This is a genomic window from Oceanidesulfovibrio marinus (genome assembly GCF_013085545.1).
Taxonomy (GTDB): domain Bacteria; phylum Desulfobacterota; class Desulfovibrionia; order Desulfovibrionales; family Desulfovibrionaceae; genus Oceanidesulfovibrio; species Oceanidesulfovibrio marinus.
This window is the reverse complement of sequence record NZ_CP039543.1, coordinates 3,558,727-3,574,764: the sequence shown is the minus strand read 5'-3', so window position 1 is coordinate 3,574,764 and position 16,038 is coordinate 3,558,727. Positions and strand designations below refer to the sequence as shown.

12 protein-coding genes are annotated in these 16,038 nt (G+C 57.5%); 1 reads left to right on the top strand and 11 read right to left on the bottom strand.

The window, feature by feature from the left end:
- Window positions 1–65 precede the first annotated feature (65 nt).
- The 5 genes from E8L03_RS15805 to E8L03_RS15785 all read right to left on the bottom strand — a co-directional run bounded on the left by E8L03_RS15805 (window position 66) and on the right by E8L03_RS15785 (window position 7,400).
- The gene (locus tag E8L03_RS15805; protein ID WP_171267874.1) at window positions 66–1,952 is read right to left on the bottom strand and encodes a potassium transporter Kup; all 1,887 of its coding nucleotides are present in this window, start codon (window positions 1,950–1,952) and stop codon (window positions 66–68) included.
- 272 nt (window positions 1,953–2,224) lie between these two features.
- Complete coding sequence (locus tag E8L03_RS15800; RefSeq protein ID WP_171267873.1) at window positions 2,225–3,499, bottom strand: CsgG/HfaB family protein; 1,275 nt, start codon at window positions 3,497–3,499, stop codon at window positions 2,225–2,227.
- A gap of 9 nt (window positions 3,500–3,508) precedes the next feature.
- Entirely contained in the window at window positions 3,509–5,254 is a 1,746-nt protein-coding gene (locus tag E8L03_RS15795; protein ID WP_171267872.1) for a DUF6844 domain-containing protein, read from the bottom strand.
- A gap of 13 nt (window positions 5,255–5,267) precedes the next feature.
- Entirely contained in the window at window positions 5,268–5,882 is a 615-nt protein-coding gene (gene lpoB, locus E8L03_RS15790) for a penicillin-binding protein activator LpoB (RefSeq protein ID WP_144306249.1), read from the bottom strand.
- A 45-nt stretch (window positions 5,883–5,927) separates the two neighbouring features.
- A complete protein-coding gene (locus E8L03_RS15785; protein WP_171267871.1) occupies window positions 5,928–7,400 on the bottom strand; it encodes a COG3014 family protein in 1,473 nt (490 codons plus the stop codon).
- 852 nt (window positions 7,401–8,252) lie between these two features.
- Between E8L03_RS15785 and E8L03_RS15780 the strand changes: the two genes are divergently transcribed.
- Window positions 8,253–9,209: a glycosyltransferase family protein gene (locus E8L03_RS15780; protein ID WP_171267870.1), complete on the top strand. Its 957-nt coding sequence runs from the start codon at window positions 8,253–8,255 to the stop codon at window positions 9,207–9,209.
- A 366-nt stretch (window positions 9,210–9,575) separates the two neighbouring features.
- Here E8L03_RS15780 and E8L03_RS15775 read toward each other — a convergent pair whose 3' ends face one another.
- From E8L03_RS15775 to E8L03_RS15750, 6 genes are all read right to left on the bottom strand, one after another.
- Entirely contained in the window at window positions 9,576–11,249 is a 1,674-nt protein-coding gene (locus tag E8L03_RS15775) for a hypothetical protein (protein WP_171267869.1), read from the bottom strand.
- 240 nt (window positions 11,250–11,489) lie between these two features.
- Window positions 11,490–12,092 carry a PI-PLC domain-containing protein gene (locus E8L03_RS15770; protein WP_144306245.1) on the bottom strand — a complete coding sequence of 201 codons (603 nt, stop codon included), beginning with the start codon at window positions 12,090–12,092 and terminating at the stop codon, window positions 11,490–11,492.
- A gap of 9 nt (window positions 12,093–12,101) precedes the next feature.
- On the bottom strand, window positions 12,102–12,803 hold the full coding sequence (locus tag E8L03_RS15765) for a glycosyltransferase family 2 protein (protein WP_171267868.1): 702 nt from the start codon (window positions 12,801–12,803) through the stop codon (window positions 12,102–12,104).
- A 17-nt stretch (window positions 12,804–12,820) separates the two neighbouring features.
- Window positions 12,821–13,036 carry a hypothetical protein gene (locus tag E8L03_RS15760; protein ID WP_144306243.1) on the bottom strand — a complete coding sequence of 72 codons (216 nt, stop codon included), beginning with the start codon at window positions 13,034–13,036 and terminating at the stop codon, window positions 12,821–12,823.
- 299 nt (window positions 13,037–13,335) lie between these two features.
- Window positions 13,336–14,982: an NTP transferase domain-containing protein gene (locus E8L03_RS15755; protein WP_171267867.1), complete on the bottom strand. Its 1,647-nt coding sequence runs from the start codon at window positions 14,980–14,982 to the stop codon at window positions 13,336–13,338.
- Between the two features lie 9 nt (window positions 14,983–14,991).
- Entirely contained in the window at window positions 14,992–16,038 is a 1,047-nt protein-coding gene (locus E8L03_RS15750; RefSeq protein ID WP_171267866.1) for a class II aldolase/adducin family protein, read from the bottom strand.

The window sequence follows — 16,038 nt, the reverse complement described above, 5'->3', positions numbered from 1 at the left end:
CGCGTTGGCGCGCATGCTTCCCGGCCGGCCCCGGACCAGACAGGTGCATAAAATGGCCGCGGCCGTCAGAGCTCCAGCTGGGCTCCGACCTCAATGACCTGCTCCGAGGGGATGTCGAAGAACCCGGCGGCGTCCATGGCGTTGTGCGAAAGGAAGAGGAAAAGATGCGCCCGCAGGCGTCCCATGCCGGGCTTGTCGCCCAGGATCAGCTTCTCGCGGCCAAGGAAGAAGCTCGCCGTCTCCAGATCCGCCTCGATGCCGAGCCCTTTGCAGAGCTCCAGGATGGTGGCGATCTTGGGCTCTTCCATGAACCCGAAGTGCGCGATGATGCGATAGATGCCCGAGCCGAACCGCTCCAGCTCGATCTTCTCCATGTTCGGGACCCTGGGAATTTCCTCGATGCGGATGTGCAGAAAGTAGACCTCGGAGTGCACGATCTTGTTGTGGCGCATGTTCTGGACCATGGCCATGGGGACACGGTCGTAGCTGCCGGTCAGAAAGAAGGCCTGCCCTTCCACCCGCTGGGGCTTGTCCGCGAGGACCTGATCCATGAACGCGCTGAGACTCTCCGTGAGCCCCTGGATCTTCGCACCGAGGATTTCCCGGCCTTCCTCCCAGGTGATCATGACAATGAAGAACACGCCGCCGATGAGCAGCGGGAACCACGCCCCGTGGAAGATCTTGGTCATGTTCGAGACGAAGAAGGAGCTGTCCACCATGAGAAACAGCACGGTGAGCGCGCCGGCGGCGGGCAGCGACCAGTTCCAGCGCTTCCGCGCCACCACAAAGAAGAGGATCGAGGTGATGAGCATGGTGGCCGTGACCGCCACGCCGTATGCCGCGGCCAGCTTGCTGGACGAGCGGAAGCCGAGCACCAGCCCCACGGTGCAGATCATCAACAGCCAGTTCACCGGCGCCACGTAGATCTGCCCGATGTGCGTGCTGGAGGTGTGCGTCACGCGCAGCCGCGGCAGGTAGCCCAGGTTGATGGCCTGGCTCGTCAGGGAGAAGGCTCCGGTGATCACGGCCTGGGAGGCGATGATGGTGGCCATGGTGGCGAGGATGACCAGAGGTATCAGCGCCCAGTGCGGCACGATGGCGTAGAACGGGTGGAAGGCGTCCTGCGGGTTCGCCATCAGATGCGCGCCTTGCCCAAAGTAGTTGAGCGTCAGGGCGGGAAACGCCACGGCGAACCAGGTCAGCCGGATGGGGCTGCTGCCGAAATGGCCCATGTCCGCGTAGATGGCCTCTGCTCCGGTCACCACCAGAAAGACCGCGCCGAGCACCACGAAGCCGTGCGCTCGGTTCTCGACCAGAAACTCGATGCCGTGCCAGGGCAGGAGCGCGGAGAGCACCTTGGGGTTGCCGATGATCTGCGGCAGGCCCAGTGCGGCGAGCACGCAGAACCAGACCAGGATGATCGGCCCGAAGAGCGTCCCCACCTTGGCCGTGCCGTGGCGCTGGAGCAGGAACAACCCGACCAGGATGCCGAGGGTGACGTGGATCACATACGGGGCGAACACCGGCTCGATATGCCCCAGGCCTTCCACGGCGCTGAGCACCGAAATCGCCGGGGTGATCATGCCGTCGCCATAGAGCAGACACGCCGCGAACAGGCCAAAGGCCACCAGCACCCAGGACGGCGTGCCCATGCGCACCTGCTTGGGCTTGGCCAGGGCTGTCAGGGCGAGCACGCCGCCCTCCCCGTCGTTGTCCGCACGCATGATGAAGACGAGGTACTTGATGGTGACGACGAGCAGCAAGGCCCAGAAGACCAGGGAAAGCACGCCGAGCACATTGCTCTCAGTGACGGCGATGCCGTACTCGCCGTGGAAACACTCGCGGATGGCGTAGAGGGGGCTCGTTCCGATATCGCCGAACACGACGCCGAGAGCGGCAATGGAGAGCGCGGCCCGCTTGCCTAACGTGGGGGTGTCGTGGGGTTGTTGCATGCGAATATTCTATGGACGTGCGTGTCTGGCAATCTGCACAGTGGTCGCCCGTGCGACCTATCCAATGCATAATACGACCATTCCGTGAATTATCCAAGCGTTAGGACAGACAGGCAACGAGGGAGGCGCCCCTTGTGCGGCGTGGCCTTTGCCGTACGAAGGGCGGGCACGGTTTCCCGTGGACATAAAAAAGGGTCACCCCGCAGGGCAACCCTTTGTAATCACTATGCACACATTGGGGGCAACGCCCCGTCGCCGGCGTGCACGTTCGCCTACTTCTTATCAAACGGTAGCACCACGCCTCCAGACTGCGTTGTCTTCACATTGGAGGCGCTGCCTTTGGGCTTGGCTCGCTTCGCGCTCTTCACGGCTTTGCCGCGGCGGCAGATGTAGTTCTTCTCAAAGGCGCCCTTGTCTCCGGACACGACCTCGGCAATGGCGTACTTGGGCTTCACCTGCTTGACCACGATGGCGCCGATCTTGACCTCTTCCTGCCCCAGGGACTCGTTGGTGTAGGGGTCGATGAGCTCCTCGCCGAGTGAGAAGACGTCGAACCGATCGCCCTTGGACACGGTCTTGCCGCCCTGATTGATGTAGATCTTCGAGCCCGAGATGTTGATGATGCGGATGGGGTAGATGACCTCCATGCTCTCGTGCACGATCTTGGTGGCGAGCGTCTTGAGCATGCTCGATTCCATCCCGCCGCCCCCGCCGTCCCGGTGGAAGGAGGTGGAGACCGTATCGGACCACTTCACCTGGCCCGTGGCCGGCACCATGAGCCGGTACTCCACAGACGCGCCGCCGGAGGTCTCCACAACGGTCTCGTCCGTCATCTCGATGTAGGTCTTTTTCGTGTTCACCCAAAGGCTGCTCACCGTGCCGTACACCAGGTAGTCCGCACCCAGGCGCTGACCGAGCTTGGCTCGTTCAAGCACGCTGGCGTCGCCGCTGGCCCACACGTTGCGCTCCTTAGCCATCACTTCCTCGTACTCACGATCGAGCACGGCGAAGCGGCGGCTCTGCGTGAACTCGTTGACCAAGGACTGCGAAAGCAGATCGATGGCGCGGCCGGAAACGCCGCGGCCGGGCCGGAACGGCATGACGGCCAGCTTGCGCCGGCTGTCCGTGGAAAGCCCCGGGGATTCGTACTTCTCGATGGTCACAGACAGGGTGACCACGTGCTGCCCGCCATCCTGACCGGAGTCGAGCACGCTGTATCGCTTGATGATGCCGGAGGTGCCTATGGTGATGGCGCTGTCGGAAGACTTGCCAACCATGGCTGTAGAGCTGTCGCCGTCATCCGTGTCCACGGTGACCATGGCGGACTGGCTGCGAACGATCTCCTGCGAGTCGATGGAGACGCCGGTCACCTGCCGCGATGCTTCCTGGAGCCCATCCACCACGGCGTCGGAGTGCGTCACGCCATAGCCCTGCACCTCCACATGGTACTCCACGGCGCCCGCAATGGCGGGGGCCAGAAGGAGGCAGGCCAGAACGGCAAGGAAGCCTGCGATGTATCGTATTCCTGCACTTGCTGTCGTATGCATGAGCTCGTCCTAGAAGTCGTTGGGGGACATGACGTCCTTACTCACGTTGCCGCCGGCAGAGCCCTCGTGCTTCGGCTGGGCCGGGGCCTTGGCCGCCTTCTGCTCAGGCGTCTTCTTCATCTCCTGGGCCAGCGCGGCGGAGCGCGGAGACCAGGCATAGACCACGCCGTTGACCTCCTGGCCGTTCTCGGGATGCGTGATTGTCCAGCGGTAGAGCTCCCGGATGCCGGGGAAGCTCTTGATGGAGCCGTGCACCTCGATCTTCTGGATCTCCGACTTTATCATGTCGGTGCTGAACTCTTCCGACGGCACCTCTTCGCCATCCCGCAGCGTGACCTTGGCGACGTCTTTGACCACGGAGCTTTCCAGCGTCTGGCTGGAGGTGTGGCCATAGGCGTTCATGAGCAGGGCGTAGTTGGCCTTGGCCTGGCTTTCCGCATGGTCGAACGACGCCTGGCGATAGAGCTCTTTCTTCTGATAGTTGTCGCCCGCATAGCCCATGCCGCTTTGACCGTAAGAGACGAGGACGGGGTAGCCGTCCTGGTCGTAGATCCTGCGGATGCCGAACTCCTGCAGCAGGGCCTTCTTGTCGCCGAGGATCTGCGCGCGAACCGAGGGACCGCCTACTTTGCGCGCGTTCGGCTTGACGTTCTCACGGCTCTCCAGGACCTCCTTGGCAAAGCTGCGGAACTTGGGAGACGCCACGATGGCCACCGCCACCTTGTAGTTCCCGTCCTTGTCGTGCGCCTCGAAGGATTTGACCGGGACCACGCCGGAAAGCTCGGCCATGGAGCGCGTGATGGTCTCCTGCTGGATGGCCTTCATCATCAGCAGCTTTTTCTTGCTCGGCGGCGCGGCATCATACTCCTTGGGGTCCACGCCCATTTCTTCGAGCTTGTTGTCCAGGTAGGTGCCGCCGAGAGCCACGAGCTTGTCCACGAGGCTCTTTACTTTCGACGGGTTGGCGATTTCTTCGTCAGTGAACTGCGGCAACTGGTTGTCCTCGATCAAGGTCTTCTTGACCGTGGCGCCGATGCTTGAGCTGAGGAACTCGATGTACTGGGCCTGGGCGTCGAGGATTGCCTCGCGGTACGCCTCCACCCTGTGGTCCACCCAGTTCTTCCTGTTCGATTTGACGTTCACGATGGCCGTGGCCGTGGTGTAGAACAGCTCCTGCCGGTCCATCTTCTCCAGGAACACGCGGCCCATGCCGGAGGTCTGATACTCGTCGATGAGCTCCGTGAGCAGAATGTCCGGGTTCACCGGCTCGGGCTTGCTGGAGTCGGCGATCTCGGCAGTGACCTCGTCGCTCGGCATGGAGTCCAGATAAACGGGACCGGCGGCAGCCTCTTCCCGGGGTTCGGCCGGAGGCGGCGGCGTGGGAGCCATGACCTCCTGCACGGCGTTGACTACCGTGCCGGTGGTCTGGGCCGGCGCCGGAATGGCGGCGGCAGCCTGTTCGGATTCCTGCAGGGGCGCTTGCGACTGTTCGGCCACAGCTTCCGGGGCGGCCTGCGTTTCTGCCGCCGGAGCGGCCTGCTCTTGCTGCGTCTGCATTGCTGCACCCACCTGCTGCTGGACAGCCTGGGTCAGCTCGGTGGGGATGGCCGGACCAGCCTTGGGAGCATCGGTGGCCTCCCCGGCGACCTGGGCCTCTTCAGCCGGAGCCGCCTGTCCATCATTCGCCAGGCCGGTCAGCGGCGCCGACAACATCATGATCGCCATGGCGATCGCCATGCATAATATCTTGTTCATGCTCTCTCCCTGCCTACCAGGACACGCTGCGCGAGGTGCCCTGTTTGCTGATCGGCTTTTCCGATTCCCAGATTGCCAGGCCGGTGTTCACGTCGGTCAACGAGAGCATGAAGTAGTAGTCCACCTGCTGCGTCTCGGAGTCCACGCGGTAGTTGCGCTGGATAATCTTGCCGGAGAGGCTGAGGTCCGGCGCGACGATCTGGCCCTTGCGCGCCACGGTTCCCTGGTTGACCTCCTTGGACTTGCGCAGCTTGCGCACCTCGGCGGCCATGGGGTCTTCCGGACCGCCCAGGCCGATGGCCGTGGTGGTGACGACCTTGCCGCTGCGCAGCAGGGCCACGCGGATCTTCTTGGTCAACTGGTCGGTGTCGATGCGCTGCATGGTGTCGTTGGTCACGCGGGAGATGGCCAGGACATAGCGGCCGCCGCCGGGCCGATCCACGGCGCCCGAAGCCAGCATGTCGTTGATCATCGCATCGGCGGCGCCGGCAAAGTCCTGATAGTCCAGCCCCATGGTCACGGAGTCCTGCATGGGGTCGACCTTGACCGTTTTCTTTGGGGTGCATCCACAGGCGACGACGAGAGCGAGCAGCAACGCCGCCACGCTGAACAAACGAAGACGATTCATGGTTTGACTCCTGATCTCGGTGAAATGAATTCAATCCCGCGACGGCTACAGCGGTATGGTTGCAACCGCGGCGGGGACATTGGCTTTCGGAATGCGGACGTAGACGATGCAGTCGTTGCAGTCAGGTATCTCTATCTCGGAGAGGACCACGCCCTGCGGCGACTTGAGAAGCAGATGGCCGTCCTCGGGCAGGGGAAGGCGCGCAACCTGGACTTCCTTGGGCAGCGCGGTCCACATCCGGGTGTCGGCCTGCGTTGTGAGCGAGTTGAAAATGCCCATGATCAGAGCGCCTGTATCGCCCAAAGTCTTCTCCGCCACGACCTGTGTCAGCATCTTGGTGATGGTGGAGGCGATACTCTTGGCGAGGATCGAGTCATAGTAGACGTCGAACTCGGTGGCGACGACACGGTCGATGTCGGCCAGCTGGATCGTGCGATCCTTGGCCTTGCCGGCCTCGATCTCCAGATAATCATAGGCCTTGTTGCGGAACGCCATGTACGGCAGGGCCATGGAGACGGTCTTGATGGGCGAATCCTGGCTGACCGCGAAGATAGGCAGGTCGAGCCGGACCTCCTTGAGCTCCGGGCCCATACCGTTTTCGAACACGACCCAGACATTCTTCTGCGCGGCTTTACCTCCGGCCTTGCCCAGGCACGCCGTGGCGGCCTCGATATCCTTGTCCACCAGCTGGCACTCGGTCATGCCCTTGACGCGCTTGAAGTTGTCCAGAGCCTTTTCGTAGTCGCCCTTGTCCTCTCCCTTGGCGAGCCAGTATATGCCGCCGATGTAGGTGGGGTACGGGTTCACATAGTCTGTGTACGGTTTCCAGGCGCGGTGATTTTCGCTTTTTTCGTCCATCTTGGCCTTGGCGGCCTCGACCATGCGATCCATGTCGACATCGGTCTCTTCCGCGTCCGGCTCGGCCTCGACGGCAGTCGCATTGGTGGCCTCGGTGGCGTTCTGGGCTTCCGCAACACGCTGCTCAGCCTCGGCCTCAATCTCTTCCCTGGTCTTGGCTATCTCCTTCTCGAACTCCTGAACGGCCATGCGCTGCCGCTCGTACACGCGGTTCCATTCGACGCGCGAGTTGTCGAAATCCCCCAGCGCCATGAAGGAGAGCGCCTTGTAGTAGTTGACGAACGTCTTGTCGTATTGGGTGGGATCGTAGTCGAGGAGATACCGGTTGGTGAGAATCTCGCCGGCTGTCTGCGCGCCCTTGAGCGCGTCGTTCTCCAGATCATCCTGCTTGCAGTATGCTTCGGCCTCGTCGAAAATTGTAATGGCGTTATCGAAGCGGTCCTCGGCAATATAACACGCCCCGGCGTGCAGGTTCCAGAGCAGAGGATCGCTGGCCTCCGTCGCATTGGCAGCGCCGTCGGTAGCGACCTTCAAGGCCTCCTCGTACTGGCCTTCTTCGTAGAGCTTGTTGAAATCAGACGTCTTTGCGCGGGATTGAACACCGCAACCAGTCAGACACAAGGCGACACACAGCACGACGCAGGATATGACACTCCTCACGGCTTCCCCCCAATAGCTGAACGAATGATTAAATTGCCAAAATGAACACAATCATGAGTCATGCGGCACATTCGGAACTCTATTGACTGACTACTCTCATTCCATAATGTATTATTCTCTCTATCAATGAGTTCTGTGCGATTTCGAACAAATTTATATGCTGAATGTTCGGTTGCCGCATACAGCTTCCACATTCATTAACTTTTGTCAATAATCACTCTGAAAATATCGTTCTACACCGCTGTGGTCGTATTTTCTGCTCGCACAGTGCAGCACCTTTATACGTCTGGTGACGCAGCGCAGGATTTGTTCCATCCGTGCCCAGCCCACGGGAATCCATACAAAAGCGAGCTGTAAGTCTGGGGCAACCAGCCTGGGGGAGAATCAGCAACCAAGAGAAGAAATATACACGGGAAGCGCAACACAGCGTGCCACAACATATTGATCCGCGGGCACACGTATCGAGCCGTGCGACCTCGAACGATCGAGCCCGGTCCGCCTACCTGTGGCTATCGATTGATTTGAGCGCGGTTGCGCTTCATGAAAGAGACCGTCGTGGGCGAATCGATCCGAACGGCTCATGCGGAGCCAATCAGAGGCCGCGCGTCCCGGGCCACACGCCCCGGACGAGCCAGCCGGCGCAGCGTTCTAACATCGCGCGGTTCGTGCGATATTCCCACAGGCAGTGGGGACGTGTACAAAAGGCAGGGAAGGCAGAACCAGACAAGGCCGCAACACGGCGGTGACGATTGACGACACCCGGAACCTGTTCTGGCTTTCCATGATTGATATTTCTTATTCTTCTATGACGCCAAGCCGTTGCCGCGCGATTACCCGGAGCCCCTACAGACCATGAACATATTGATGCTCGCAATCAACGACCCGGCCGGGACCGCCATTGCCTTTACCAACGCCATCAACCGCTATACCGAGCACACGTGCCGTCTTGTCACCAAAGAGCTGCGCTACACCTGCATGTTCGAGAAGGATCTGCATGAAGAATGGCTCGATGCGGCAGAGAAGCAAGAGGTTGGCGTCCTCATGGAAGAGGCGGACATCTTCCACTTCCACATGACCTGCGATGAGGACACACCTTTCTGCGGATTCCTTCCCCGGGACTTCATGGACCGTACGATTATCGTCCACCATCACCATGGACACCCTGATTTCCGCGGTGACCCTGCGAAGTTCGAACGCAAGTACGACGAACGCGCACGCATCAACCGCCTTGTGAGCACACCCGACCTGCTCAAGTTACTCCCCGGCTCCCGCTGGCAGCCCAATATCGTGCCAATCCATGATGTTCTGTACCTCCCCATGCCGGACATCAAGGATGAGACCGTACAGATCGCACACGCACCCACCCGGAAAGAGCTCAAGAATACAGCCGAGTTGCTGCACGTTCTGGAGAAACTCAAAGCTGAAGGCCTGCCTTTCGGCTTCACAATGATCGAAAACAAAACCCATGCGGAGTGCCTGCGAATCAAGCGCCGCGCACACATCATCTTCGATCACCTGCAGGGGTACTTCGGAATCAGCAGCCTGGAGTCGCTCAGCCAGGGCCGCTGCGTCGTGGCCGGGCTCGATGACTGGAACAGGAGAAACATCCTTGAGATCACAGGGGCGGAGAGACTGCCCTGGTTCCTCAGCAGCCTCGACACGCTGGAGGATGACCTGCGGGAGCTTATCCTGAACCACGAGACGCGTATGGCGTACGGGCACTACGCCCGAACATTCATGGAAACATACTGGAACGAGCAGCGCATGATCTCCCACCTCATTGATTTTTATGAGAGCTGTGCGTGCTAGGGGCGGTGCACGACCACCCGAGAGCTGAATGGCTGGGTTGTTGATGCCCTCTGTGAATGCGCTTCGTTGAGAGCTTCCCCGCGGCGGTCCTAGCTCCCGGTAGTTATCTCACCGGCCTGAAGATGCACGGTGTGTGACAAGGCAGGAGCGGAAGCTATGGTCGTGCACACGAGAACCCGCGTGAGGCCGCTTTGGGGAATTATACATAACCTCTTTTTTTAGGTCTCGTAAAAATGGGGGAGCCCCCTCAACGTCATAGGGATGTCCTTGTGCTGGAGAGCAGCCAAGAGTACTTCCTCTAATCAAGGACTCTTCAAACTGGGGCGATATAAAATTCCCGCTGGTTTCTACATTGGCAACGAACGGCTAGCGGCGAGTAAATATTCGGACCCGCTCCGGTACAAAGGGCACACGCTGATAGCAGATGCCCTTGCATCCCGGGGACAACGCTTCCTCAAGCCGAGCCGCAGACTGTGCCACCTCGTCATAATGCAGATTTGTTTTGTTAAGATTTTTGAGGACAACCCTCGGATCATATTCCTCCAGCATTATGATGATATCGTAACCATCCTGCCAGAGGGAGAACGGCCCCCAGTACTGATCAATGGACACAGCCTTCCGAGAGGGCAAGATATAAAGATGGGGGTCGTACGCCACCTGGAGTGGAACCTGCCAATCATGGCTGGCGGATTCCAAAAAAGACATGATTTGTTGGTGTTCCTCCTCTTTGGCCAAGTGCTCCTGAGATGCCGAACGGCCTGCCGCCCTTGCAAAGTACCAATAAGTGATACCACCCTGGCAGAAAATGAAATAGGCAGAAAAAGCAAAGACCGCCATGGAAAGCCACTTGGCGCAGGGAGCATTGCGTAAGAATGCGCGCTCTAAAGTGGCAATGAAGCCGACCATGAGTAGGATCGTCCCAATAAACAGATAAAACCCCCACAGCCGCTTCACAAAAAGCATGATGGGCAAAAGGAAGGAGTACGCCGCTGTAAAAAGTAGAAAGAGAGGGTCACCTACAAGTGTGGCCACTGACAAACAGAACGAACGTGTACTGCGGACAAACAGGAAATGAATACTGTAGATCAAGAACAACACCACGACGGCGCTAAGAAATAATAGGATGAAAGCTTCCGGCGCACTGAAAAACCTTCCAGTATAGTAGGCAACCCATGTAAAAAAGTTTATGGAGGCATCATCCTGGCCGTGGCTGGTGTGGAGTAGTGTGGCCTTGAGATAGCTCATAGCCCTGCCATAGAAGAGTCCCGGGTTGGCAATAGCCAAGCCGAGCAGGATGGCAAGCAGGTAGGTGGCCAGATTTTTAGCGAGGACCACGGGGCTAAACCTCGCCACGGCTGCTTCGCCTGGCTTTTCTCCTGCTGCGGGGACGCTCTTTCCATTAGATCCTGGATTACCATCTACTGCGTCAGCTACGGACAGAGCGCACCAACAGAACAGCACGAATGGCAGAGCAGATATTTTTGTGCCCAAGGCGACGCCCAGCATCAAAAAAGCCCACCGTTTCGGCCTCTCCGGTCGGGATGAAACCAACCAGAAAAATACGCCCAAGAGCAATACCAGCAGCGGCTCCGGCTTCGGCATGGTCATGTAATATGGGGTAAAAGGAATATACAGCAACACTGCAGCGCACAGATATCGCCGCACTCTATTCTTAATGAAGACACGTGACAAAACAATGCACCCCAACACGAGATACAGAGCAGATAGTATTCTTGTAAATAAAAGTATGCCAGAATCACCAATATATCTGGCAAATGGCATAGTAATAAGAGCTGGAATATACCAGTGAACCCTACCGTACCACTGGTCGTCAGATGCAATATTTTCTATAAGTAAATGTACTGATTGTGAAGCATGAATTTTTTTAATTCCGTCAAAAGTTAACTGCTCGTCCATGAAAATAGCATGCGGCACAAGAAAATCTATATTTGCCCAGACCATCAAAGCCAATACATAACATATTGCGCTCAAAGAAAACACAATCATTATTCTCTGAGATATAGTGCTAAATCTTGACATGGAAGCCATGTTTCCTTTGTGCGAAGTGTAGTTTGCCAACTAGACAGTATCAGTCAAAAACCCACTTCAGACGCCAGGAACGGGCGTCCAAAAAGCATCCAATGGTTCGTTCTGGATGTCTGGGATTTCATATCCATTTTTCACAATTTTCCAGTCAATGACGTTTAGATAGGTAATTCCTAAGCGAATGATAATGCGGATCAGGTCCAAAGAGACCTCTCAGGCAGGCCCAGCTTGAAGTTAGGAAGGGGAGCTCCGCCATAAGGGTATATTGTGCAGTTTGGTGCAGATGGCGTCAAATACCATGGCGTTTGCTTGCAACTTATCTTTGTAGCCAAGGATGTCTTCCGGACGCCCCTGCAGCTCCGGAGATACGAGACACAGCTTGAGGTCGCATTCCTTTAAAGTATCGTAAGTTTCCCGCGTTAGTGGAAAACGCGAAAAGCAATCCACCCACACCCACTCTACACGATCTTTCACAGCCAGGATCGTGTCCAGGCCTTCGAATTCTGAATACCTGACCGCCAAACGATGCTCGCCCAGCCCGGACAACTGAATTATCATCGGAAACGTAGAGTCCAAAAAGAAAAAGTCCTCTATGCCGTGCGCACGGACCATGTCCAAAATCCGATGCTCAATGCGCTCGCTCTTCACGTTCAATATCATCGGGCCGTGCTTGTAGTGGGCAAGATAATCCTCAAAGTCCTCACCGCCGCAATAGGGATCGTGAGACAGAATGATCCTGTCGCCGTGGTCCCGCAGATCGATCTCCACCCCATATTCCGTTGGAGTGGCCTCCAGTTCTGTAAGGGTGTTTACCCGATGCGATATGAACGTCGTCATGACAGCTCCTTACAAAAGTTCCCTTTTTAGACGGATAGAGTACCGTAGCGTACGATCGATGAACTTCCATTTGGCGCGCAGGTCTGTGTCCCAGCTGGACTGTCCATGGATACGTTCTGGAAACACAACCGGAAGGCGCACGATATCGAGGCCCTGTTTTTTCGCCATGTAAAGCGCGTAAAGATCCAGGGAAAAATCCTTGGGCGGATTCTGCCATTCAGCAAATAAAGACCTAGGAAATATGTTGGGTTGGGCATTGATGTCCCACAGGACCGTACGTAGATACAGGGTCTCAAAAATGCTCATACCGACCGTAAAAAACGTGTCTCTCACGGGGCGATTCTTTCTGAGTCCCTTGACAAAGGTGCGCTCCGGCCGGCTGGAGCTCTCTATTACCTCCAGTGCGCGGAGCGCGTCCCGCGGATCAGTCTGCAGGTCGGCATGGGTCCAGCTAAGGAACTCGCCCTGTGCCTCTTGAAGTCCGCTGAGGATGCCAAACCCATATCCCTGGTTGACGTCCACTGTAACCACTTTTGCAAAAGGGAATTGCGGGGTCTGCTCGGCCAGCACCCGGGCGGAGTCGTCCTTGGAGCCGTTGTTCACCAGTATCAATTCAACATCCTTCCGGGTAAGCACGGCAGCAAACCGCTTCAAAACCAAGGGGATGTTCCTGGCCTCGTTGTAACAGGGGATGACGAGCGATAGTTTCATGGTTTTATTTTCAAACATTACGAGCGGCTGGCACTCAGTTCTTTTTTTAGCACTACGAAGCATCCCAAGGCAAAAACATTAGGGCTGATCCGAACGAGAAAATCATCCAGCAGCCCTACAGCCTTCAAAAGGACCATAGGCAGATTCACAGGTCTGGTCTTGGCGATGACGCCGCCGGAGGGATAACAACGCCAAGGTCCACAACCATTGCTGAGCATCGCGTTGACGTTCATATATACAAGGCTCAGGACACTAACTACATGGTCTGACATGCGCCCACACTGGCGGCCAGGGCAGGCCTTGTACAGCGTGCCGAAAATAGACGGTCTCACAGCAAGGCTTCTTGTGCACGCCACAAATCCGAAATATATTTATACAATCGGAGATTCATCCAGCAAACCGAGAGATGGTACATACGCCGGTAGTATCCGGTAGCAGTCCATGCAGGCCACCAGGGTTGGCACCGTAACAAGAACAGCTTGTGGCCTTGAGCCGAGACAGCCTGCCTGCCAGAAATAGGCATACCGCTCTGTTACTCCCAGGACTGCTTGAATCCTCTGTAGCGGTCGTCATATTCCTGTATCGCCCCTTGCTCCATGAAAGGATCTTTGTCCAAAGTGTACCCGTGCCAGGGGCACTTGTGGAAAAAACTCTGCCAATATTCGTAGGTGCGCAAATCGTCCGGGGTCCCCCAGCACACATAGTGGTCGATCTCGAAAACTTTTACCGTATGGTCGAGGTCCACCAGCATTTGTAGGATGCTGTCCACATAGAACTCGTTGTTGATGCGGACGTTGTCCGCGACCAGCTTGTCCAATCCTTCCAAAAAGATTCCGGCCGTGCGGAAATAAAATGCTCCCACGATGGCGTGGTCTTTGAGCGGAGTATCAGAGATAGGTTCCTTAACAGACACCCGGAGAACGGTCTCGTCCGCATCGACGTCCAACCAACCATACATATGTGGATTGCGATCGCTGGTGGGGTTACCACGGAAGCTGAAGGCGATGGCGTCCACCTTGGCGTCAGCACGCAGAACCGCATACGCCTCTGCATCGATCAGCATGCCGTTGTCACAAGCGCCAATCAACAGCGGCGCGTCAAAGTCTTCTTCCCGTAGCCCGAGACGGCAGGTTATGGCTTGGCCCTCGGTCACCTCGTCCAAGCTCACTATCCGGGTGTCTGGGAAGGCTCCGCGCAGAGCTTGGTCCAAGGGGTGCTCGGCTAAGTGCTCGCTACGGCACACAAAGGTGTGACGCTCAGCAGGCGGCAAGGATGCTGCGGCCTGCACCACCATAGGCCGTCCGCTTACGGGAATAAGAGGTTTGGGCGTCTCGTAGCCTTCCCGAGAAAAACGGCTGCCGAGCCCGGCCAAGGGTATGAGGTTCATGGAGCCGGGTTCGGTCTCCGGGCCAGGCTGGTAATTCGGCAAATCCGCAAACAGATCGGACCAGCCCTGGTATTCCTCCAGGTCCGAGGGCGTGCCCCACTGCAGCATGTGTTGCACATTGTAGATTGAGACTGGGATATTCGCCTCCACCAGCAGATTGTAGACCATGCTGACGTAATACTCACCGTTCAGATTCACATCCCGGTGCATCAACTCGTCAAAGTAGCGCTTAACCATTGCGCCGGTGCGGAAGTAATAGGTACCGCTGGATGCAAATTCCTGCATGCGGTCGTCCGTGAAAGGCTTTTTCTCCTGTATTTCCAGCATCCACTGGCGATCATCACGAAGAAAGGCGTAATTAGTGGTCCCCAGCATGTGCGGATGGAATCCCTTGTAGGCGGGCACCGCGCCCCCGGCTTTGCGCGAGCGAGTGTGGTGAAGAAAATCCTTGTAATCCCAGTACACGGCAAAATCACAGTAGTTGACGATGACCTCTTCTTCGTCCTCCAGCAGGTCGTACGCCTGGGAGACGGCATACACCGGCCCTTTTTTATGCGGCGCGATACCTATGATATTGGCCCCGGGCTTGATCCGCTCCAGTTCGGAGCGCATGCGGGTGCTTTGCAGATGATCCTGGCTGCAGATGAAGGTCATCTTGTCTTCCCCGGGGAAGAGATTCACCACGTGTTCGATAATGGGCTTGCCGTCCACGGCGATCAGGGGTTTGGGATCGGTGTACCCGGCATCAAGGAAGCGCTGGCCCCTGCCTGACATAGGAATGACGATATGCATGATGTCGGCCTATAGCTTTTTGCGATACTTCTCAAGCTCATAATCGCCCAGGTAGGCCAGCTCCTCATCGCATAGGCATTGAGCTTCCGGGCCGAGAGACTCCAGCGCCATAAGGTGCGCCTTAAGCACGCTCTCCATATCCTGGCACTTGCGAATATTCGGGGCAATCAGAAAAACATGACCCACATGGAGAACAACACAAGGAGTCTTGCCGAAGCGCTCGGTGTAGTCCTGCAAAGGCGCCGTATCATCCAGGTCGGGCACTTCCGTCGCGCAAATGCCATTATATACCAGCTGGTCCGGAAAAATGGGCCGCTTTATCAACAGCTCCGGCCGCCGCGCCACGATGTCCAGTATCTCCTTATCGCGACACACCTGACAGATCACCGGCTCCCCTCCCAGGTTCGTGATGCTTTCCGCCACCCGGCCGGCCAAGCGGTACAGGCTCAAGTCCAGACCGGCCACCGCCTCTAGCTGAAAGGAGATACGGTCTGTTATTTTCTGGAGTTCTTCAACCTTTTCGCCAGCCACAATGAGCCCATGGTTCTGCAGAAAAAAAACCTCGGTGCTGTGAGCTTTCGGAGCAGCCGCCTCCCGGGCCTGGCGCATGGCCAGCGCCAAATCCAAACCCGGTGTGCAGTACGGTACCAACATCGCCTCGGGCCAACTACTGGCCAGGATATTCCGCCAGCTTGGATGACACGCCACCGTAGTCACGGCGATGGGGTGCGTGTGTAGCACATACGTTCCTAGCATGGCGTGCATCAGGGTTTCGATGGAAGGCCGGGCGGGTGCGTCCACTGTCGTCATAGCCGCGCCTAAGCGTTGCGCCACCTTCTGATCCCGCTCGCGGCGTTCCAGCTGGGCCAGGGTCTGGTCTTCAAGCAGCTCCAGAAGCGGAGGCAAAAACACCTCCACATAACCGGAGCCTGTGGTCATATCGCTCAAAGACGTGCCCGAAGCCTTGATAAGCATGGTGGACGGAGTGGGCTTGAAAGACGAGTTCCCTCCACCGGCCTGCACCAGGTCGAAGCGACCACCTGCGGCTTTGGACAT